Here is a 20,823-nt window from a genome sequence, read left to right on the forward strand (position 1 = left end):
CACCAGGAGGGACGTCCGGGCCAGGCCACCGAGGCGCGGCAGTCTAACGGGCACCCGGCATCTCCATGATTGCCTGCAGCTGGCGCGCATAGTTCGCTGCGACCTGGGCGTGGTCGAAACGGGCCAGCAGCGCGGGGCGCTGCGAGTGCGCCCATGCTTCGGCCGCCTCCGGTGCGTCGAGCAGCGCCACCAGTACGCTGGCAAGCGCTGCGGCATCGCGCTGTGGGGCCAGGTAGCGTGGTGGTCCGGCCGGGAATGCATCCTGCACCGCCGGCACGTCGGTGGTCACCACGGGGCATCCACAGCCAAGTGCTTCGACGGTGACCAGGCCCAACCCCTCCTGGTCGCCATTGCGGGCCTGCACGAAGGGGGCGACGAGTGCGGTGGCCCGCTGGTAGTGCGCCGGCAGGGATTCCTGCGGGAGGGCACCCAGGAACCGCACGTGCGCCTGCAGCCCCAGGGCTTCCACCTGGGCCTGCCGCGCGTCGCGCTCCGGGCCATGGCCGATGACGGTGAGCGTCGTATCGGGGTGGTGTGCGAGCACCGCCGGCAATGCGTCGAGCAGGTGGACCAGGCCCTTCTTCTCGACCAGGCGGCCGACGAACAGCAGTTCATTGCGCGCCCGTGCTGCTGAAGAGGGCACGAAGTGGCGCTGCAGGTCCACGCCCATCGGCGAGACCGACAGAGGGAGGTGCGGGGCCAAGGCTCGCATCGGGGCGACCATCGCTTCGCTGACAACGGTGGCTGCCTGTGCACGCAACAGCACGAAGCGCTTGATTGCATGGAACATGCGGCCACGCAGCGAGAACAGGTCGCCACCATGGGAGGTGACCAGCATCGGGGGGCGGAGGCGTTCGGGCAGGAAGGCGCTGGCCAGACCCTGCGGTACGATCCAATGGACGTGCAGCGCGTGGTGGCCATGCCGCTGCAGTTCACGCCGCATGGCCCACCATTGGCCCAGCAGGAAGGTGGGCACCAGGGCCAGCGTCCATGGGCGCTGGCGCAGGTTGGAGACGATGCCGCCCCCGTTGACCAGCTGCTCGAGTGCTATGGGTGCGTAGCGGTAGCGGATGACCCTGACACCGTCGAGATCCTCCTGCGGAGCTGCGCCGGGCGCATGCGGACAAAGCACCGTGACCTGGAAGTGGTCGGTCAGGTGCCGGCTCAGCGCATGCACGAACCCTGGTTCCGGGTCACCGCGCCAGCGCGGATAGGTGGAGGCCACGACCAGCAGCTTCGGAAGGGCTGCGGTGGCCCCGCCCTCCGATGTCACGGTTGTGAATCCTTCCGCGACGCCAGGTAGGTCAGGCCGGTGATCTGCTCGGAAACCAGCCCTATCAGGAAGATGATCACCGATGCACTGAACAGCAGCGTGCTCATGTTGGTGAAGCGGTGCATGGTCGCGAAGGTATAGCCGTAGTAGCCCAGGCCCACCAGGAAGAACGCCACTGCCACCGGCGCGAACAGCTTCAGCGGCGAGTACAGGGTGGCGATCTTGAAGATGATCAGGAGGAAGCGGATGCCGTCCTTGATGGGACGGATGTGGCTGCCGTTGCCGACCCGCTTGGCCACCGGGATCGGCACGTAGGCCACCGGGTATGCGCTGCGGAAGAAGGCCATGGTGCTGGTGGTGGGATAGCTGAACCCGTTCGGCAGCAGGTGCAGGAACTCGCGGAAGCGTCCTGCGCGCACCGCACGGAACCCGGAGGTCAGGTCCTTCACTTCGAAGCCGGTCATGTGGCTGGCCAGCCAGTTGTAGAGCCGGTTGGCGAGGCCGCGGTGGACGTTTGCCTGGCCGCTGCTGTCACGGGCACCCACGACCATGTCATAGCCTTCGGCCAGCTTGTCCAGCAGGGCCTGGATGTGGGCCGGATGATGCTGCCCGTCGGCATCCATGAACACCAGGATTTCGCCGGTGGCCTCGCGCGCACCGCGCTTGATCGACGCGCCGTTGCCCATCGAGTAGGGGCTGGAAAGCACCTTGACGCCGTGTTCGCGGGCGATGGCCGCGGTGGCGTCGGTGGAGCCATCATCAACGACGATGATCTCCGCGTGAGGGTAGTGCTGGCGAAGTGCCGGAAGCGTGCGCTGGAGCCCCTCCGCTTCGTTCTTTGCCGGCAGGATGATACTGAGCTGGTTCAAGGTGTTTCCCCGTTTTTCCCCGCCGTAATGTTACTCCGCCGCGATGCCTGAATGGGGTGCTGGCCGTTCCAGTCCGCAGGCCCGGAATGGGGGATGTTCACCGCTGCTGTGTTGGCCGGGCACCGGGAGAGCTATCATCACCCGGGGAGTCAGGATTGTGCCTGCCAGGCTGGACGCAGGAGGGCGGTCAGTGGCCGTGGCATGTCCTGGGACCCCGTGACGTGGCCTCGTGAACGAGCCACGGCATTGCCCGCCCCACGAGCCAAGGATTTCAATGAACGCCGTAACCACCGCCAATCTCGTCGGCATCACCGGCCTGGCGCGCCGCCTGGTCCAGGATGGCGCGCTGGATGAAGCTGCTGCCCGCGATGCGATGGCCAAGGCTACCGCCGCACGCCTGCCCCTCCCGACCTGGTTCGCGCAGAACAAGGTCGTGGGCGCCGCGCAGCTGGCCGCCGCCAATTCGGTCGAATTCGGCATGCCGCTCTTCGATGTGTCCACGTTCGACAGCAGCCAGAACGCCATTGCGCTGGTCAGCGAGGAGCTGCTGCGCAAGCACAACGTGCTGCCGCTGTTCAAACGCGGTGGCCGCCTGTTCGTCGGCACCAGCAACCCGACCCATTCGCTGGATGAGATCAAGTTCCACACCAACCTGGTGGTGGAGCCGATCCTCATCGACGAGGACCAGATCCGCCGCACGCTGGAGCAGTGGCAGGCCAAGCATGACACCATGTCCGACGCGCTCGGTGGCGATGACGAGGGCATGGCCAACCTCGACGTCAGCGGTGGCGACGAGGATCTCGCTGGCAGCAGCGACAGTGGCATCGACGCCAAGGGTGACGACACCCCGGTGGTCAAGTTCGTCAACAAGGTGCTGGTCGACGCGATCCGCAAGGGCGCTTCGGACATCCACTTCGAACCCTACGAAGACGACTACCGCGTGCGCCTGCGCATCGATGGCCTGCTGAAGATGGTCGCGCGCGCGCCGGTGAAGTTGAACCAGCGCATCGCCGCGCGCCTGAAGGTGATGGCGCAGCTGGACATCGCCGAGAAGCGCGTGCCGCAGGACGGACGCATCAAGCTGAACCTGTCCAAGACCAAGCAGATCGACTTCCGCGTCAGCACGCTGCCGACCCTGTTCGGCGAAAAGGTGGTGCTGCGTATCCTGGATGGCAGCGCGGCCAAGCTGGGCATCGACAAGCTTGGTTACGAGCCGGAGCAGCAGAAGCTGTTCCTGGAGGCCATCCACAAGCCCTACGGCATGGTCCTGGTGACCGGCCCGACCGGTTCGGGCAAGACGGTGTCGCTGTATACCGCGCTGGGCATCCTCAACGACGAGACCCGCAACATCTCCACCGCCGAAGATCCGGTGGAAATCCGCCTGCCCGGCGTCAACCAGGTGCAGCAGAACAACAAGCGCGGCATGACCTTTGCCGCCGCGCTGCGCTCGTTCCTGCGACAGGATCCGGACATCATCATGGTCGGCGAAATCCGCGACCTGGAAACGGCCGAGATCGCGATCAAGGCCGCGCAGACCGGCCACATGGTGCTGTCCACCCTGCATACCAACGACGCGCCGCAGACCATCGCGCGCCTGATGAACATGGGCATCGCGCCGTACAACATCACCAGCTCGGTCACCCTGGTGATCGCCCAGCGCCTGGCGCGCCGCCTGTGCAGCAACTGCAAGCGTCCGTCCACCCTGCCGGCGCACGCGCTGCTGGCCGAGGGCTTCACCCAGGAGCAGCTGGATGCGGGCATCGAGCTGTACGAAGCGGTGGGCTGCGATGAGTGCACCGAGGGCTACAAGGGCCGTACCGGTATCTACCAGGTGATGCCGATGACCGACGAGATCTCGACGATCATCCTGGCCGGTGGCAATGCCTTGCAGATCGCAGAGGCAGCGCAGGCGATCAAGGTGAACGACCTGCGCCAGTCCGCGCTGAAGAAGGCCGCAGCGGGCGTGACCAGCCTGGCCGAGATCAACCGCGTCACCAAGGATTGATGCGGTTGTAGCCGAAGCAGCCGAGCGTGGGCTCGGCTCTACGGTAGATCCACGCCATGCGTGGATGGCGCGATGCGTGAAGTTGCCGGCCAGCGGCCGGCACTACCAGGGGATGGCCCGCCCTTACTCCATCCCCAGCTTCTTCAGCTTGTAGCGCAGCGCCCGGAAGGTGATGCCCAGCTGCGCGGCGGTGCGCGTCTTGTTCCAGCGGTTCTCTTCCAGCGCACGCTGGATGGCGCTGCGCTCGAGCTGCTCGATGTAGGAGGGCAGGGCGGCACTGCCAGGCTGCAGGTCGACCACGGCCTCGGGCGCGGCAGGGCCTCCGGCGGCGCGCGGGGCGTGCTGCGGCAGGCGCAGGTCATCGGCACCGATACGGTCTTCCTCGGCCAGGGCCAGGGCGCGCTCGAGGATGTTCTCCAGTTCGCGCACGTTGCCCGGGAAGCCGTAGTGGGACAAGGCGTCCAGCGCCGAGGGCGCCAGCAGCGGAGTGGCACGGCCATGGCTGCGGGCCAGCCGGGCCAGGATCGAACCGGCCAGGTCCGGCAGGTCCTGCCGGCGCTCGCGCAGCGGCGGCACCTTCAGTTCGATGACGTTGATGCGGTAGTAGAGGTCATGGCGGAAGCGCCCGTCCTCGACCAGTTCGGCCAGGTCCTTGTGGGTGGCCGAAAGAATGCGCACGTCCACCGGTTCCTCGTTGGCCGCACCCAGTGCACGCACCGATTTTTCCTGGATGGCGCGCAGCAGCTTGACCTGCATCTGCAGGGGCAGCTCGGCCACTTCATCCAGGAACAGGGTGCCGCCGTGTGCCGCCTGGAACAGGCCGGGCTTGTCGGCGTGTGCGCCGGTGAAGCTGCCCTTGCGGTGGCCGAAGAACTCGCTTTCCATCAGCTCGGTGGGGATGGCGCCGCAGTTGACCGGAATGAAAGGGCCCGAGGCGCGTGCGCCCTGCGCATGGATGGTGCGCGCGACCAGCTCCTTGCCCACCCCGGATTCGCCCAGGATGTAGACCGGCGCCTGGCTGCGGGCAACCTTGCTGATGGTGGTGCGCAGCACGTCCATCGCCGGCGAACTGCCGAGCAGGCGCGCGGCCTGTTCGGTGGCCGCCGCGGCGACCGGCCGCTCGCTGTTGTTGAGTTCCAGGGCGTGCTTGACCAGGCCCCGCAGGACGCTGATGTCCACCGGCTTGCTGACGAAGTCGAAGGCGCCGGCTTTCAGCGCTTCCACGGCCAGGTCCATGCTGCCGAAGGCGGTGATCATCGCCACCGGCGTACGTGGGTAGTGGTGGGCGATCTCGCTCACCAGTTCGATGCCGTTGCCGTCGGGCAGCCGCATGTCGGTGATGCACAGGTCGTAAGGGTTGCTGGCCAGCAGTTCGCGGGCTTCGGCGAGGTTGGCGGCGGTGCTGATGCGCAGGCCCATGCGGCCAAGGGTCAGCACCAGCAGTTCGCGGATGTCGCGTTCATCGTCGACGACGAGGGCGCTGCGGGTTTCGTTCATGGGCGGAGAAGATAAACGACGGGGGCTGGAAGCGACAAATGTTTGACGCGGCGGATCACTGCGGAATCAATGCATGCGGGCCGGGCAGGACCAGGCGGAAACAGGAACCACCCGCCGGCACGGGGATGTAGTCCAGCCGTGCCTGGTTGGCGCGGCACAGCTCGCGGGCGATGTACAGGCCCAGGCCGGTGCCGTGTTCGGAGGTGGTGAAGAACGGGCGGAACAGCTGCGCGGCCACGGCCTCGGGAATGCCGGGACCACGGTCCATCACATCGATCACCGCGCTGCGCTCGTGCTGGGCCACGCGCAGGCGCACGCGCGCCGGCTGCTCGCCCACGCGGCCGTACTTCAGCGCGTTGTGCACCAGCACGGTCAGCACCTGGTACAGGTGGCGGGTATCGACCAGGGCCGGGACCGAGGTGTCGTTGATGATCGGCTCGATGCTGTCCGTTTCCAGGGTCTGGCCCTGCTTGTACTCCAGCACGAAGCGGCGCACGAAGGCGGCCAGGTCGACGTTCTCGGGGGTGGCGCGCTCGCGCCGGGCCAGGCCCAGCACGCTTTCCACGATGCCGTTGGTGCGCTGGCACTGCTGGTGGATGATCTGCAGCAACCGGCGGTCGCTTTCATTGAAACCGGTGCCTTCCTCCAGCAGCTGCACGGCGTAGTTGATGGCCGCCAGCGGGTTGCGGATCTCGTGCGCCAGGCTGGCCGAGAAACGGCCCATCGCCGAGAGGGTGAGCGATTCGGCGCGGCGCGAGACCACGCTGGAGTCGTCCAGGAAGACCAGGGCCAGCTCGCTGCCGGCCAGCAGGCGGGCAAAGCGCGGCTGCACTTCGGGCTGGTCGGGGTTGAGCTGCAGCGGCAGTTCGTCCTGGGTCCAGCCGTTGCGCCAGCGGTTCAGGCGCCGGGCCAGTTCGGGCGCGATGCTGGCCAGGTCCAGCTGGCCGGTCTCGCCCACGCCGTCGTTGTCACCCAGCAGCAGGGAGGCGGCCTCGTTGGCCAGCGTGATGCGGTTGTCGCCATCGACGACGATCACCCCGGTGCGCATGCGGCGGATGATCAGCTCGTTGATCTGGAACAGGTTGGCCACTTCATCGCCGCGCTGGTTGGCCAGCTGCTGGTTGCGGCGGGCGCGGCTGCCCACCTGGTAACTGATGAAGGCCAGGGCCAGGTAGCTGGTGGCGAACATGGCCAGCTCGGCCAGGGTACGGGTGGGGTCGCCGCCCTCCACCACCTTCCACAGGTACTCGGCGGCGGTGGCGGCGCTGGCGGCCAGGGCCAGCACCAGGCCCCAGCTGAGGGGCAGCAGGGTGGCCGCCGCGGCGATGTTGAACAGCAGCGACATGGAGATGCCGGCGCTGGCACCGGGCAGGGCGTGGGCCAGCAGGCTGGCCGCGACGATGTCCAGCAGCACGCCGGTGACCACGATCGGCAGCAGCCAACGCTCGCTGCGGCCGACCAGCAGGAGCAGCAGGGACAGGACCAGGTAGGTGGCCCCGACCAGGTAGGCCAGGCGCGGGTGGTGCGCTTCGCCGACGAGCATGGACAGCGGGCTGTACAGCAGCGCGGCGATGACCGAAGCGATCAGCACGCGGTACAGCGCGAAGAAGTACAGCTCGCGCCGGGGAATCGATTCGATGCGGTCGATCAATGAAGCGCTGGGTGACACGCCGGAACTCCCCTTCTGGCTGCCTGGATCTGGATGTGACGGCGTTGGTGCTGCAGCGTACCCGACGTTCCCCCGATCGTCGGACCCGCGGTGGGGTAGAGTCGAGCTTGCTCGACTGCCTTGCATATGCGCCGAGCGGGCTCGGCACCACAGCCGCAGTATATGCCGGTGGAAGCGGTTTCCTGCGCAATCGGCCCACACCGGGCCCGGGCGGGCCGCCCCCGGGGCGGCGCAACTGCCTGAATGAACGTGGAAATCTGGCCGGGTCTGGCCGTTCGTCCCGGGTTCTTTGCGCCCCGGCGCTGGCTCGGCCACAATAGTGGGCCCGCCGCGGTCCATGCCGGCGCCCCGCCGGGGGCCCTGAGGAATTGCGTGCGGTCGTTCCTATTCCCACGGTGACGCATGAATTTCCACGAATACCAGTCAAAACAGCTGCTTGCCGAGTACGGCATCCCGGTCCCGGCCGGCAAGGTCGCGGCGACCCCGGACGAAGCAGTCGAAGCTGCCAACTCCCTGGGCCAGGGCCCCTGGATGGTCAAGGCGCAGATCCACGCTGGCGGCCGCGGCAAGGCTGGCGGCGTCAAGTTCTGCAAGACCACTGACGACGTGAAGGCCGCTGCGGCCAAGATGCTCGGCACCAAGATGGCCACCTACCAGACCGCAGGCGTCGAACTGCCGGTCAACCTGGTGCTGGTGACCACCGCCGGCGAGATCGTCAAGGAACTGTACCTGTCGGTGCTGGTTGACCGTGGCACCAAGACCATCACCTACATCGCTTCTTCGGAAGGCGGCGTGGAGATCGAGCAGGTCGCTGCTGAAACCCCGGAGCTGATCCACTCGCTGAACGTCGACTTCGTCGAAGGCGTGCAGGGTTACCACGGCCGTGATTTCGGCTTCAAGCTGGGCCTGACCGCCAAGCAGGCCGGCCAGTTCGCCAGCATCATGGTGAACCTGTACCGCCTGTTCAACGAAAAGGACCTGGCCCTGGTTGAAATCAACCCGCTGGCCATCCTGGACGACGGCAACCTGTACGCGCTGGACGGCAAGTTCGACAGCGACGACAACGCCGCCTTCCGCCAGAAGGCCCTGGTCGCCATGCGCGACAAGACCCAGGAAGATCCGACCGAAGTGATCGCTTCGGAGCTGGACATCAACTACGTCACCATGGACGGCAACATCGGCTGCATGGTGAACGGCGCCGGCCTGGCCATGGCCACTATGGACGTCATCAAGCTCAACGGCGGCGAGCCGGCGAACTTCCTGGACGTGGGCGGCGGTGCGAACAAGCAGCGCGTCATCGAAGCCTTCAAGCTGATCCTGTCCTCGGACAAGGTCGAAGGCATCTTCGTCAACATCTTCGGCGGCATCGTCCGCTGCGACATGATTGCCGAAGGCATCATTGCCGCCGTGAAGGAAGTGGGCGTCAAGGTTCCGGTCGTGGTGCGCCTGGAAGGCACCAACGTGGAAGAAGGCAAGCAGCTGCTGCGTGACAGCGGCATGGCCATCATCCCGGCTGACAACATCAACGATGGCGCCAAGAAGATCGTTGAAGCTGTCAAGAACGCCGCCTGATACCGACACCAAGGAATTCCAATGTCTGTTTTGATCAACAAGAACACCAAGGTGATCGTGCAGGGCTTCACCGGCCAGCAGGGCACCTTCCACGCCACTCAGATGATCGAGTACGGCACCCAGGTCGTCGGCGGCGTGACCCCGGGCAAGGGTGGCACCACCCATATCGACCTGCCGGTCTTCAACACCGTTGCCGACGCCGTGCAGAGCACCGGCGCCAACGCTTCGGTCATCTACGTGCCGCCGCCGTACGCGGCTGATGCGATCCTGGAAGCCGCTGCTGCCGGCATCTCGGTCATCGTCTGCATCACCGAAGGCATCCCGGTGCTGGACATGCTGCGCGTCAAGAACGTGCTGACCCGTGCCCACCCGGACACCGTGCTGATCGGGCCGAACTGCCCGGGCGTCATCACCCCGGGTGAGTGCAAGATCGGCATCATGCCGGGCCACATCCACAAGCCGGGCAAGATCGGCATCGTGTCGCGTTCGGGCACCCTGACCTATGAAGCGGTCAAGCAGACCACCGAAGTCGGCCTGGGCCAGTCCACCTGCATCGGCATCGGTGGTGACCCGATCAACGGCCTGAACTTCGTCGACTGCCTGAAGCTGTTCAACGAAGACCCGCAGACCGAAGGCATCATCATGGTCGGCGAAATCGGCGGCGACGCTGAAGAAGCCGGTGCCGAGTACATCAAGAACCACGTGAAGAAGCCGGTCGTCGGTTTCATCGCCGGTGCGTCGGCTCCGGCCGGCAAGCGCATGGGCCACGCCGGTGCGATCGCCTCGGGCGGCAAGGGCACTGCAGAAGGCAAGTTCGCCGCCATGGAAGCTGCCGGTGTTGTCACCGTCCGCTCGCCGGGCGACCTGGGCGCTGCCATCGCCAAGCTGGTCAAATAAGCGACCCGCCCATGTGTTGATTGAAGGCCCGCATCCGTGCGGGCCTTCTTTTTGGACCGGAGCAACTGCGTGGAATTTCGAAAGGAAATCGAGGGTCTGCGCGGCGTCGCCGTGCTGCTGGTGGTGCTGGCACACGCGGGCGTTCCGGGGTTCGCAGGCGGGTACATCGGCGTCGATGTCTTCTTCGTCATTTCCGGCTATCTCATCACCGGGCGCCTGGCGCAGGAGCGGGCGGACACCGGCGATATCAGCCTGATGGCCTTCTACGCACGACGCGCGCGCCGCCTGCTGGCGCCGTTGGCGGTCCTGCTGCTGGTGGTCGCGGCATGCACGGTGCACCTGCTGCCGATGTCCGCCTGGCAGCTGCAGCTGGACAGTCTTGGCTGGGCTGCCTTGTGGGCCTCCAACGTCTTCTTCTCCAATGCATCGTTCGGCTACTTCAGTGAGGGGGCCGATACCAGCCTGCTGCTGCACACCTGGTCACTGGGAGTAGAAGAACAGTTCTATCTGATCTGGCCTGCCGTGGTGCTGCTGCTCTGGCGCTGGCGGGGCAGGAACGCGCTGGTCGTGGGCTGCTGGCTGCTTGTCCTCGCCGGTTTTGCCGCAGCAGTGGTTGCCGCTGAGTACGCGTCGGTGTCTGCCTATTACCAGATGCCTTTCCGCCTGTGGCAATTGGCTGCCGGCGCAGCCGTACAGCTGACCTTTGGTGCACGGGATGGAGTGGCGCGTTTCACGGTCCTCTTCCACGTGCTTGGCGCGGCCCTGCTGGCGGTATCGGCCGTCTTCTTCGTGCCTGAGTGGATCAGCTACCCGGGGGCCTGGGCCCTGCTGCCGACGCTGGGCGCGTCGTTGCTGCTGCTCGGGGGCAGGGACGTGCTGCTGCAGGCACGGCCGCTGCGCTGGTTCGGTCGCATTTCCTACAGCCTGTACCTCTGGCATTGGCCGGCGATTACGCTGGCCGTTGCGTGCCTGGGCACATCGCCGGCAATTCGCGCGGGCGCCGCGATTGCCAGCATTCCCCTGGCCTGGTTGAGCTGGCGATTCATCGAAACGCCGGTACTGCGCCGACCCATTGGTGATGGGCGGGCTTGGGTTGCCGTATTTCTTGCGACTGCTGCGGTCTTTGCCGGTACCGCCCATTGGAGCTCGTGGCAGATCGCGAAGATCGAGCTCAGCGCGCAGCAACCTCCGGCGTTGCGTACCGTGGCTCTTCCGGCACTGTATTCCGATCCCTCCTGTGATGAGTTCTACTCCGCTTCGCGCGTGGTGCCCTGCAGGCTCGTCAGCCAGGCGGAACCCGGCCGGCCACGGGTCATCCTGGCCGGCGACAGCGTCGCGGCGCAGTGGTCCACGGCCCTGTCCGCGATTGCCGTCGCGCGCGGCTGGGACCTGACGGTCATCACCAAATCATCCTGCCCGATGGTCGATCAGTCCTTCGTCTACGCGCCCATCAAGCGGCGCTATGTGGAGTGCGAGCAGTGGCGCGACGGTCTGGTGGAGTACCTGCACGCACACCCCGCCGATCTCCTGCTGTTGGGCTCGTCCGCGGCGTATGGCTTCTCGCCGCAGGAATGGGAACAGGGCGGCAGCCGCCTGCTTGCGCGAGTGGCGCCCACGGCAGACCAGGTGCTGGTGCTGGCGCCGACCCCGTTGCTGCCATTCAATGCTTCGCAATGCATCCAGTCGGTCTTTTCGATGAACACGGCGGGGACGCCGGCCGACGACTCCTGCAGCGCGGCGCTGGCTGATGTCCGCCCGGACGAAGTGACGTCGAGGATCGGCGCGGCGGTGGCAACGCAGCCCAACGCCCGCTTGATCGAGGTTGCCGATCTGGTCTGCCCCGATGGCTTGTGCCGCGCGGAGCAGGGCGGGGTGATGCACTACCGGGATGGCCAGCATCTCAACGCCGCCTATGTACTTTCGCTGGCGCCAGCGCTGGGCCATGCCCTGGATGCGGCGACAGGGCATCCTGCCGGGAAATAGGACCGTCCACCGGGGGCCGCAGGGCAGGGTGAGGCGGTGCCCGTCAGGCAGGCGGCGCTACAATGGCCGCATTGCAACCACAGGCTGGATTCCCATGGCTTCGATCCGCATCGCGATGGCGCAGTTCGATTTCCCGGTCGGCGATGTCGCCGGCAACACCGAGCGCATCATCGAGATGATCGGCCAGGCGCGCGAGGAGTACGGCGCCGAGCTGGTGATGTTCCCCGAGCTGGCGGTCAGCGGCTATCCGCCGGAAGACCTGCTGCTGCGCCCGGGCTTCCTGTACGAGTGCGAACAGGCGATGGGCCGCATCGCCGCTGCCTGCCGTGGCATCACGGCCGTGGTCGGCTGGCCGCAGGCCGCCGGTGCGGTGGTCTACAACGCCGCCAGCGTGCTGCGCGACGGCCTGGTCGAGCGCACCTACCGCAAGCGCGAGCTGCCCAACTATGCGGTGTTCGACGAGCGCCGTTACTTCGACGTGGATCCGGACGGCGGCAGCTGCGTGTTCGACGTGAACGGCGTGCCGGTCGGCCTGCTGATCTGCGAGGACCTGTGGTTCGCCGAGCCGCTGGCCGACACGGTGCGCGAGGGCGCGCAGCTGGTGGTGGTCCCCAACGCTTCGCCGTACGAGCGGGGCAAGCACGCCCAGCGTGACGCCGTGCTGGCCGCGCGCACCCGCGAGAGCGGGGCAGCGATTGCCTACCTCAACGTGGTCGGTGGCCAGGATGCGCTGGTGTTTGACGGCGCCTCCGTGGTGGCCGATGGCGACGGCACGGTGCATCCGGCGGCCGCCGCCTTCGTTGACCAGTGGCTGGTGGTGGACTACGACGGCGAAACCCGCCGCTTCCTGCCGCATGTGTGGATGGACGATGGCGACGAGAGCATGGATGCGCTGGCATGGCGCGCGGTGACCCGCGGCATCCAGGACTACTGTGGCAAGAACGGTTTCAAGAAGGTGTGGCTGGGCCTGTCCGGCGGCATCGATTCGGCCCTGGTGCTGGCCCTGGCGGTCGACGCGATGGGGGCGGAGAACGTCACCGCCGTGCGCCTGCCGTCGCGCTATACCGCTGGCCTGTCCAACGACCTGGCGGCCGAGCAGTGCCAGGTACTGGGCGTGAAGCTGGAGGCGGTCTCCATCGAGCCGGCTTTCAAGGGCCTGATGGAGTCGCTGGCGCCGATGTTCGAGGGCACCACGCCGGACGTGACCGAGGAAAACCTGCAGTCGCGCAGCCGTGGCGTGATCCTGATGGCGCTGGCCAACAAGTTCGGCGGCCTGCTGCTGACCACCGGCAACAAGAGCGAGTATGCGGTCGGTTACGCCACCATCTACGGTGACATGTGCGGCGGCTACGCGCCGCTGAAGGACCTGTACAAGACGGAGGTGTTCGGCCTGTCCAAGTGGCGCAACACCGTGGGCGGCGCGCCGGTGATCCCGCCGGCGGTGATCAGCCGCCCGCCGTCGGCCGAGCTGCGCGACAACCAGCTGGACCAGGATTCGCTGCCGGCCTATGACGTGCTGGACGGCATCCTGTACCGCTACGTGGACCAGGAGCAGTCGCGCACGGAGATCGTGGCGGCCGGCTATGACGCGGCCGTGGTGGACCGCGTGCTGCGCCTGGTGCGCATCAGCGAGTGGAAGCGGCACCAGGCGGCGCCGGGCCCGAAGGTTTCGCGCCGGGCGTTCGGCCGCGAGCGCCGGTACCCGATCAGCAACGGCTACAAGAGCTGATCGGCGGTCGCCGGGCATGGCCCGGCGCTGCCGGGTCATCCACGCATGGCGTGGATCTACAGTAGAGCCACGCCATGCGTGGATAAAGAAGAAGGGCCCCTTGCGGGGCCCTTTTCTTTATTTCTTTTCCAGCCGCGCGTTGCGCTGGCCGGTGCTGGCCGACTTCTCGCCGGCGAACGGGTTCAGCTTGCGGATCATCCACGGGTACTTCGGCCAGTTGCCTTCCAGCCACGGGTGCTGCGGCTGGTTCAGCGTCAGCACGCGACGGGCGTCGTCGGCCAGGGTCTTGTTGCCCAGGTGGGTGTAGGCCTCGCCCAGCACCGCCACGGCGTCGTACTGGAAGGCGCTCTGCGGGTAGGTTTCCAGCAGGTAGTTGGCGCGGCCGGCGGCCGAGACATAGGCCTCGCGACGCAGGTAATACAGGGCGTTGTCCAGCTCGTGCTGGGCGAACACGTCACGCAGCTCGATCATCCGCTGGCGCGCATCGGCGGCATAGCGGCTGTTCGGGTAGCGGTCGACCACGATGTTGAAGTCCGAATACGCCTGGTGCGGCGTGGACAGATCGCGGCGGCTCGGGTCCAGAGACCATACGCGACGCAGGAAAACCGTATTGCGGTTGGAGTTGGCCAGGCCGCGCAGGTAGTACAGGTAGGCGATGTTGCGGTGGGTCGGGTAGGTACGGATGAAGCGGTCGATGCTGGACACGGCGTCATCGTGCTTGCCGGCCTTGTACTGGGCGTAGGCGGTTTCGATCATCGCCTGCTCGGTGTACGGGCCATACGGGTACTGCGCCACCAGGCGACGGAAGCTGGCTTCGGCGCCGCTCCAGTTGCCGCCCTGCATCAGCGAGTGGCTCTTGTCGTACAGTTGTTCGACCGGCGTTCCTTCATCGGGGCGATCACCCTTCTTGGCGCCGCGATGGCAACCGGTGGCGGCGATGACCAGCACCAGCAGCAGGGCGGTGAGGCGGACGGGCGCGGAGAGCATGGAGGAGCGTCGGATCATGGGGTCAAGGCGGGACGCGTCTGGAATACGAAGGGTCGATGATAGCCTAGTGTCCTGTCCAGCGACTGAAACCGGTCGGCCGGACCCCAAAATTTCGAAGATACCCCCCTGCCATGTCTGAACAATCCTCCGAATCGGCCCGCCAGGCCATCGTCCCCGACACCTCCGCCGGCCGCCGTTTCGACGCGGTCGTGGCCGAGCTGTTCCCCGAATACTCGCGCTCGCGCCTGACCGAGTGGATCAAATCCGGCAATGTGCTGCTGGACGGCGCCCAGGCCCGCCCGCGCGACCCGCTGCGCGGCGGCGAGGCCGTCACCCTGAACGTGGTGCTGGACACCCAGACCGACGCCCAGCCGGAGGACATCCCGCTGGACGTGCTGTTCGAGGACGAGCACCTGCTGGTGATCAACAAGCCGGTGGGCCTGGTGGTCCACCCGGGCGCCGGCAACCACAGCGGCACCCTGGTCAACGCCCTGCTGTACCGCGACCCGTCGGTGGCGGTGCTGCCGCGCGCGGGCATCGTGCACCGCCTGGACAAGGACACCAGCGGCGTGATGGTGGTGGCGCGCACCCTGGAAGCGCAGACCGCGCTGGTCGAGCAGCTGGCCGCGCGTGACGTGCACCGCCAGTACCTGGCCATCGTGATGGGCGCCCTGGTGGCCGGCGGTACCGCCGATGCCCCGATCGATCGCCACCCGCGCGACCGCCTGAAGATGGGCGTGCGCGAGGACGGCAAGGAAGCGATCACCCATTACCGCCTGCGCGAGCGCTTCCGTGCGCACACCGCGCTGGAATGCCGCCTGGAAACCGGCCGCACCCACCAGATCCGCGTGCACATGGCGCACATCCGCCACCCGATCGTGGGTGACCCGCTGTACGGCGGCGCGCTGAAGCTGCCCAAGGGCGCCAGCGATGAGCTGGTCGCGGCCCTGCGCGGCTTCAAGCGCCAGGCCCTGCACGCGGAAACCCTGGAGTTCGTGCACCCGATCACCGGCGAGCAGGTGCGCAATACCGCACCGGTGCCGGCGGACATGCTGCACCTGATGAAGGTGCTGCGTGAAGACAGCGCGGCCTTTGCCGAGCGCGAGCGGGACCGCTGGTGATGGACGCCACGCTGCCGCTGCTGCAGGCCGACTGGCCGGCGCCTGCGGGCGTCCGCGCGCTGACCACGCGCCGGCATGGCGCGGGCATATCGCCGGCGCCGTTCGCGCAGTTCAACCTGGGCAACCGGCACGCGGCCGACGGCGATACCCCGGCCAACGTCGAGCACAACCGGCAGCTGCTGCAGCAGGGCCTGGCCCTGCCATCGGCACCGCACTGGCTGCGCCAGGTGCATGGCACCACCGTGCTGCGTTTCGACGCGGCACCGGTGGCCGGTGCCAGCGAGCCGGTGGCCGACGCCGCGGTGACCTCGGTGCCGGGCGTGGTGCTGGCCATCCTCACCGCTGACTGCCTGCCGGTGGTGTTCGCCGCCGCCGATGGCAGCGAGGTGGGGGCGGCGCATGCCGGCTGGCGTGGCCTGGCCGACGGCATGCTGGAAGACACCGTGGCTGCCATGAATACCCCGCCGGCGGAGCTGCGTGCCTGGCTGGGGCCGGCAGCCGGCCCGCAGGACTATGAAATCGGTGAAGTGGTCTACCACGCCTTCGTTGGCCACGATCCGGGCGCGGAAGCGGCCTTCATCGCCACCCGCGCCGGGCACTGGAAAGTGGACCTGTTCGCCCTGGCCCGGCAGCGCCTGCAGGCCGCCGGGCTGGATGCGGCCAGCATCCATGGCGGCACGGTCTCGACCATGGCCGACCCGGACCTGTACTCGCACCGCCGCGACCGCCGTACGGGGCGCATGGCCACGCTGGTGTGGATGGCATGAATGCGCCCGCAGCGCCGGCAGTGATCGTCTTCGACGGTGTCTGCGCGCTGTGCAGCCGCTGGGTGCGTTTCCTGCTGCGGTTTGACCGGCAGGGGCGTTACCGCTTCGCGGCGATGCAGGGTGCACAGGGCAGCGCCCTGCTGCGCGCCCATGGCCTGGACCCGAACGACCCGCTGTCCTTCCTGCTGGTGGACGCGCAGGGCGCCTGGACCGACACCGACGCGATCCTGCGCGTGCTGACGGGGCTGGGTGGCCTGTGGCGCGTGGCCGGCGTGCTGCGCCTGCTGCCACGTGGTTGGCGCGACGTGGCCTATCGCGCGCTGGCGCGCAACCGCTATCGCTGGTTCGGCCGGCACGACGCCTGTTACCTGCCGGGTCCGGAACAGGCCGCGCGGTTCCTGGACTGACCGCCGCCGGGCGTGGCCCGGCGCTACCAGGTGCACGGACCAAGGTAGCGCCGGGCCACGCCCGGCGTGGGTGATCAGGCCTCCAGCGCTTCCAGGTAGCTGCGGCGCCAGTGGTTGATGTCGTACGTGCGCAGGTGGTCCATCATCGCGTGCCAGCGTTCCTGGCGCCGGCGCAGCGACATCGTCGCCGCGGTGGCGATGGCATCGGCCACGCCGTCCAGGTCGTGCGGGTTCACCAGCAGCGCCTGCTTCAGTTCATCAGCGGCACCGGCCAGCAGTGACAGCACCAGTACGCCGGGATCATCCGGGTCCTGCGAGGCCACGTACTCCTTGGCCACCAGGTTCATGCCATCGCGCAGCGGGGTAACCAGGCCCACGGCGGCAGCGCGGTAGAAGCCGGTCAGCGTGGCGTGGGTGAAGTTCTGGTTGACGTAGCGCAGCGGGGTCCAGTCGGGCTCGGCGTGGCCACCGTTGATGTGCCCGGCAATCTGCTCCAGCTGGCTGCGCAGCTGCCGGTACTCGGTGACATCGCCGCGTGAGACCGGGGCGATCTGCAGGTAGGTCAGCGAGCCGCGCTGGTCGGGGTGGCGCTCCAGGTAGCGTTCGAAGCCCTGGAAGCGCTCGGGCAGGCCCTTGGAATAGTCCAGGCGGTCCACGCCGATGGCCAGCTGGCGGTCGCGCAGGCTGCTGCGCAGGTTCTTCACCGAGGGCTTGGTCGCTGCCGTTGCCGCCTGGCGGGCGATGAGGTCGGTATCGATGCCGATCGGGAAGGCTGCCGCGCGGAAGCGGCGCCCACCGGGGGCCTCCAGCCGGCCATCGTCCAGTACGCGGCCACCGCCGAACAGGCGCAGGTAGGTCTGGAAGCGGTCGGCGTCGCGCTGGGTCTGGAAGCCGACCAGATCGTAGGCATAGAGCGAGGAGAACAGCCGCAGGTGGTCGGGCATGGCCTGCAGCAGGTCGGCCGACGGCATCGGGATATGCAGGAAGAAGCCGATCCTGCAGCCGATGCCGCGCTCGCGCAGCATCGCGCCCAGCGGTATCAGGTGATAGTCGTGGATCCAGACGATGTCGTCCTCGCGCAGCAGCGGCGCGAGCTTGTCGGCGAACAGCGCATTGACCTTGTGGTAGGTCTCGCGGGTGCCGCGATCATAGTCGACCAGGTCCAGGCGGAAGTGCAGCAGCGGCCACAGCGTGCGGTTGGAAAAGCCGTTGTAGTAGCCATCCACATCGCGCTTGGCCAGGTCCATGGTGACGTATTCGATGTCACCGTCCTTCTGCTGGTGCAGCGTGCCGCTGGCATCCTTCGCGTTCTTGCCGCTCCAGCCGAACCACATGCCGCCGCGTTCCTTCAGTGCAGCAAGCAGGCCCACAGCCAAGCCGCCGGCGCGGCTTTCACCGGGTACGGCCACCCGGTTGGACACTACGACCAGACGACTCACGACGCCTCCTGCCAGGAACGCGACAGGCGCATGGCGGCGGTGATCAGGCCGACGTGCGAATAGGTCTGCGGGAAATTGCCCCACGCTTCGCCACCATCGAAGGCCAGGTCTTCGGAGAGCAGGCCCAGGTGGTTGCGCTGCTTCAACAGCAGTTCGAACATCTCGCGCGCTTCGTCCATGCGGCCGATCGCCGCCAGCGCATCGATGTACCAGAACGTGCAGATGGTGAAGCTGGTTTCCGGCTCGCCGAAATCATCCGGTGCCACGTAGCGGTACAGCGAATTGCCGTGCTTGAGGTCGCGGCCGATCGCCTCGACGGTGGCGACGAAGCGGGCGTCCAGTGCATCGATGAAACCGATGTCAGCCAGCAGCAGCAGCGATGCATCCAGGCGGTGGCCGTCGAAGGTGTCGGTGAAGTGGCCAAGCTCCTCGCTCCACGCCTTTTCCATGATGCGGGCGTGGATGGTGTCGGCGCGCTCGCGCCAGTAGTTCGCGCGATCGTCGCGCTTGAGGCGCACGGCGATCTTGCACAGGCGGTCGCAGGCGGCCCAGCACATCGCGCTGGTGTAGGTATGCACTTCGGTGCGGCCGCGGAACTCCCACAGGCCGGCATCGGGCACGTCATGCAGGGCGAAGGCCTGCTCGCCCAGCGGCTCCAGCCGCGCGAAGGTGTGCGCATCGCCCGGGTCCTGCAGGCGGCGGTCGAAGAACAGCTGGGTGGATGCCAGTACCACGCTGCCATAGACATCGTGCTGGCGCTGCACCCAGGCCAGGTTGCCGCGGCGGACCGGGCCCATGCCACGGTAGCCGGACAGGCTCGGCACTTCGTCTTCGTCCAGCTTGGCTTCAAAGCCGATGCCGTACAGCGGCTGCAGGGTGCCGTCGGTGGTGGCCAGATTGAAGATGTAGCCGAGGAACTGCTCCATCGTGCGCGTCGCGCCGAGGCGGTTCAGTGCGCGCACCACGAACGCCGCATCGCGCAGCCAGCAGTAGCGGTAATCCCAGTTGCGCACGCTGCCGGGCGCTTCCGGAATGGAGGTGGTCATCGCTGCGATGATCGCGCCGCTGTCCTCGTACTGGCACAGCTTCAGGGTGATCGCGCTGCGGATGACCGCGTCCTGCCATTCCAGCGGAATGGACAGGTAGCGCACCCATTCGCGCCAGTAATCGCGGGTGCGCTGGAAGGCTTCCTGCACGTAGCCGCTGATGGAGCGGTTGAGCGATTCATCCACGCCCAGGATCAGATGGATGGGGTGGTTGAGCACGAACGGCAGGCCTTCGCGCACCATGCGCACGGGCACGTCGGTGGTCAGGCGCAGCACGTGTTCGGGCAGGATCCAGCGCACGTGGTTGCTGCCCCAGGTCGATTCGGGCACGCGGGCGCCCCAGTCGGCCAACGGGCGCGCCAGCACGGTGATGCGCGGGCTGCCGGTGAGCGGCCGCACCTGGCGGATCAGGCTGACCGGACGGTAGAAGCGGTCGTTCTGCCGCCAGCGTGGGGCGAAGTCGAGGATTTCCAGCGAACCGCCGTGGCTGTCGTGCAGCACGGTGCGCAGGATCGCGGTGTTGGTCAGGTATTCCTGCTCGCTGCTGGCGAAGTCCTCAAGCTCGATGGCGAAATCGCCGCCGGTCTGCTGGTTGGGCCCCAGCAGGGCGCAGAACGTAGGGTCGCCGTCGAAGGTGGGCAGGCAGCTCCAGACAACGCGGGCATGTTTGTCGACCAGGGCGCCGAAGCTGCCGTTGCCGACCACGCCCAGATCAAGATCGGGTTGGGTCATCACGCGGTACATCTCGGTTGCGGCCGTGGGGTGGCCGGGTCAATACGCATTCTCACGCAGCCAGGCGTGCACGCTGCGTATGTCAGGCAGCGCGAACACCGCCGCGCTGGGTTCACGTTCGCCGATCAGCACGCTCCAGCCGTGCTGTCCGTTGGCGGCCTCGAAGCCGAACTCATCGGTGAGGTCATCGCCCAGGAAAACCGGCAGGCGGCCACGGAACGGCAGGTACTGCATCAGCCGGCGCACGGCGCGGCCCTTGTCGGTGCCGACGGGGACGAACTCGACCACATGGTCACCGGGTTGCAGGCGATAGCTGGGGCGACCGCGCACATGGCGCTCGGCGAAGGTGCGTACATCACTGGCGGCATGCGGTGCGCCACGCCAGTGCAGGGCCAGGCCGGCACCCTTTTCCTCCACCAGCACGCCGGGATAGCCGTGGGCGAAACGCATGGCCTGCTGGTGCAGGGCATGCAGCCATTCGGCGGTGTCATCGTCCTGTTCTTCACGCAGCACGCGCCCGTCCTCGCCACGCAGTTCGTGGCCATGCAGGCCGGCGGCGGGCAGCTGCAGGGGGGCGAACAGCTGGTCCAGCTGTTCCAGTGGACGACCACTGACGAGGGCGACCGCGCCTTCGAGGCGATCACTGATACGGCCGATGGCTTCACGCACATCCGGCAGGAGCTGCACGGCATCCGGGCGCGCAGCGAATTCTATGAGGGTGCCGTCGACATCGAGGAACAACGCACAGGCGTCGTCCAGCAATGGCGGTGGCGGACGCAGGGGGAGCGGTTCAGCCATGCCGACCAGCTTGCCAGCGGCGGCGTGTAGGA

16 protein-coding genes are annotated in these 20,823 nt (G+C 67.3%); 8 read left to right on the plus strand and 8 right to left on the minus strand.

Features of this window, described 5'->3' with window-relative positions; genetic code table 11:
* Nucleotides 1-43 precede the first annotated feature (43 nt).
* Together AC3WL7_RS09935 and AC3WL7_RS09940 are read right to left on the minus strand one after the other, a co-directional pair.
* Nucleotides 44-1,225 carry a glycosyltransferase gene (locus tag AC3WL7_RS09935; RefSeq protein ID WP_492750158.1) on the minus strand — a complete coding sequence of 394 codons (1,182 nt, stop codon included), beginning with the start codon at nucleotides 1,223-1,225 and terminating at the stop codon, nucleotides 44-46.
* Nucleotides 1,226-1,269: 44 nt separating this feature from the next.
* Nucleotides 1,270-2,142: a glycosyltransferase family 2 protein gene (locus tag AC3WL7_RS09940; protein WP_492750159.1), complete on the minus strand. Its 873-nt coding sequence runs from the start codon at nucleotides 2,140-2,142 to the stop codon at nucleotides 1,270-1,272.
* A 274-nt stretch (nucleotides 2,143-2,416) separates the two neighbouring features.
* Between AC3WL7_RS09940 and pilB the strand changes: the two genes are divergently transcribed.
* Nucleotides 2,417-4,147 (plus strand): type IV-A pilus assembly ATPase PilB, encoded by a 1,731-nt coding sequence (gene pilB, locus AC3WL7_RS09945; RefSeq protein ID WP_079222942.1) that lies wholly within the window; start codon nucleotides 2,417-2,419, stop codon nucleotides 4,145-4,147.
* Nucleotides 4,148-4,270: 123 nt separating this feature from the next.
* Here pilB and AC3WL7_RS09950 read toward each other — a convergent pair whose 3' ends face one another.
* Together AC3WL7_RS09950 and AC3WL7_RS09955 are read right to left on the minus strand one after the other, a co-directional pair.
* A complete protein-coding gene (locus tag AC3WL7_RS09950; RefSeq protein ID WP_492750160.1) occupies nucleotides 4,271-5,644 on the minus strand; it encodes a sigma-54-dependent transcriptional regulator in 1,374 nt (457 codons plus the stop codon).
* A 55-nt stretch (nucleotides 5,645-5,699) separates the two neighbouring features.
* Complete coding sequence (locus AC3WL7_RS09955) at nucleotides 5,700-7,313, minus strand: sensor histidine kinase (RefSeq protein WP_492750161.1); 1,614 nt, start codon at nucleotides 7,311-7,313, stop codon at nucleotides 5,700-5,702.
* Nucleotides 7,314-7,715: 402 nt separating this feature from the next.
* On the opposite strand from AC3WL7_RS09955, the gene sucC reads away from it, so the two are divergent.
* The 4 genes from sucC to AC3WL7_RS09975 all read left to right on the plus strand — a co-directional run bounded on the left by sucC (nucleotide 7,716) and on the right by AC3WL7_RS09975 (nucleotide 13,494).
* A complete protein-coding gene (gene sucC / locus AC3WL7_RS09960) occupies nucleotides 7,716-8,885 on the plus strand; it encodes an ADP-forming succinate--CoA ligase subunit beta (RefSeq protein ID WP_079222939.1) in 1,170 nt (389 codons plus the stop codon).
* Between the two features lie 21 nt (nucleotides 8,886-8,906).
* On the plus strand, nucleotides 8,907-9,782 hold the full coding sequence (sucD, locus tag AC3WL7_RS09965; RefSeq protein ID WP_108760494.1) for a succinate--CoA ligase subunit alpha: 876 nt from the start codon (nucleotides 8,907-8,909) through the stop codon (nucleotides 9,780-9,782).
* Between the two features lie 69 nt (nucleotides 9,783-9,851).
* Nucleotides 9,852-11,765, plus strand: a complete 1,914-nt coding sequence (locus AC3WL7_RS09970) for an acyltransferase family protein (protein ID WP_492750162.1) — start codon at nucleotides 9,852-9,854, stop codon at nucleotides 11,763-11,765.
* 94 nt (nucleotides 11,766-11,859) lie between these two features.
* Complete coding sequence (locus AC3WL7_RS09975) at nucleotides 11,860-13,494, plus strand: NAD+ synthase (RefSeq protein WP_492750163.1); 1,635 nt, start codon at nucleotides 11,860-11,862, stop codon at nucleotides 13,492-13,494.
* A 117-nt stretch (nucleotides 13,495-13,611) separates the two neighbouring features.
* Here the strand turns inward: AC3WL7_RS09975 and AC3WL7_RS09980 are convergent, their stop codons facing one another.
* Nucleotides 13,612-14,499, minus strand: a complete 888-nt coding sequence (locus AC3WL7_RS09980; protein WP_079222932.1) for an outer membrane protein assembly factor BamD — start codon at nucleotides 14,497-14,499, stop codon at nucleotides 13,612-13,614.
* Between the two features lie 113 nt (nucleotides 14,500-14,612).
* Between AC3WL7_RS09980 and rluD the strand changes: the two genes are divergently transcribed.
* From rluD to AC3WL7_RS09995, 3 genes are read left to right on the plus strand one after another with little or no spacing between them, the layout of a single operon-like run.
* The gene (rluD, locus tag AC3WL7_RS09985) at nucleotides 14,613-15,602 is read left to right on the plus strand and encodes a 23S rRNA pseudouridine(1911/1915/1917) synthase RluD (RefSeq protein ID WP_079222931.1); all 990 of its coding nucleotides are present in this window, start codon (nucleotides 14,613-14,615) and stop codon (nucleotides 15,600-15,602) included.
* On the plus strand, nucleotides 15,602-16,369 hold the full coding sequence (gene pgeF, locus AC3WL7_RS09990; protein WP_492750164.1) for a peptidoglycan editing factor PgeF: 768 nt from the start codon (nucleotides 15,602-15,604) through the stop codon (nucleotides 16,367-16,369). The genes rluD and pgeF overlap by 1 nt, the downstream gene beginning before the upstream one ends.
* Entirely contained in the window at nucleotides 16,366-16,776 is a 411-nt protein-coding gene (locus tag AC3WL7_RS09995; protein ID WP_312738728.1) for a thiol-disulfide oxidoreductase DCC family protein, read from the plus strand. Before pgeF ends, AC3WL7_RS09995 begins: the two co-directional genes overlap by 4 nt.
* 74 nt (nucleotides 16,777-16,850) lie before the next feature.
* Here the strand turns inward: AC3WL7_RS09995 and otsA are convergent, their stop codons facing one another.
* Genes otsA through otsB form a run of 3 tightly spaced genes read right to left on the minus strand, consistent with a single transcriptional unit; the run spans nucleotide 16,851 to nucleotide 20,791 of the window.
* Nucleotides 16,851-18,215: an alpha,alpha-trehalose-phosphate synthase (UDP-forming) gene (gene otsA / locus AC3WL7_RS10000; RefSeq protein ID WP_108760499.1), complete on the minus strand. Its 1,365-nt coding sequence runs from the start codon at nucleotides 18,213-18,215 to the stop codon at nucleotides 16,851-16,853.
* The gene (locus AC3WL7_RS10005) at nucleotides 18,212-19,993 is read right to left on the minus strand and encodes a glycoside hydrolase family 15 protein (protein WP_079225357.1); all 1,782 of its coding nucleotides are present in this window, start codon (nucleotides 19,991-19,993) and stop codon (nucleotides 18,212-18,214) included. The genes otsA and AC3WL7_RS10005 overlap by 4 nt, the downstream gene beginning before the upstream one ends.
* Before the next feature lie 39 nt (nucleotides 19,994-20,032).
* Entirely contained in the window at nucleotides 20,033-20,791 is a 759-nt protein-coding gene (gene otsB / locus AC3WL7_RS10010) for a trehalose-phosphatase (protein ID WP_492750165.1), read from the minus strand.
* Nucleotides 20,792-20,823 lie beyond the last annotated feature (32 nt).

Source organism: Stenotrophomonas sp. FW305-3-2-15-E-LB1, assembly GCF_058787375.1.

Bases quoted from the DNA above. Each gene is read 5' to 3' on its own strand.
- pilB (WP_079222942.1), top strand. From the start codon at position 2,417: ATGAACGCCGTAACCACCGCCAATCTCGTCGGCATCACCGGCCTGGCG.
- AC3WL7_RS09950 (WP_492750160.1), bottom strand. From the start codon at position 5,644: ATGAACGAAACCCGCAGCGCCCTCGTCGTCGACGATGAACGCGACATC.
- sucC (WP_079222939.1), top strand. From the start codon at position 7,716: ATGAATTTCCACGAATACCAGTCAAAACAGCTGCTTGCCGAGTACGGC.
- sucD (WP_108760494.1), top strand. From the start codon at position 8,907: ATGTCTGTTTTGATCAACAAGAACACCAAGGTGATCGTGCAGGGCTTC.
- AC3WL7_RS09975 (WP_492750163.1), top strand. From the start codon at position 11,860: ATGGCTTCGATCCGCATCGCGATGGCGCAGTTCGATTTCCCGGTCGGC.
- AC3WL7_RS09980 (WP_079222932.1), bottom strand. From the start codon at position 14,499: ATGATCCGACGCTCCTCCATGCTCTCCGCGCCCGTCCGCCTCACCGCC.
- rluD (WP_079222931.1), top strand. From the start codon at position 14,613: ATGTCTGAACAATCCTCCGAATCGGCCCGCCAGGCCATCGTCCCCGAC.
- pgeF (WP_492750164.1), top strand. From the start codon at position 15,602: ATGGACGCCACGCTGCCGCTGCTGCAGGCCGACTGGCCGGCGCCTGCG.
- AC3WL7_RS09995 (WP_312738728.1), top strand. From the start codon at position 16,366: ATGAATGCGCCCGCAGCGCCGGCAGTGATCGTCTTCGACGGTGTCTGC.
- AC3WL7_RS10005 (WP_079225357.1), bottom strand. From the start codon at position 19,993: ATGACCCAACCCGATCTTGATCTGGGCGTGGTCGGCAACGGCAGCTTC.
- otsB (WP_492750165.1), bottom strand. From the start codon at position 20,791: ATGGCTGAACCGCTCCCCCTGCGTCCGCCACCGCCATTGCTGGACGAC.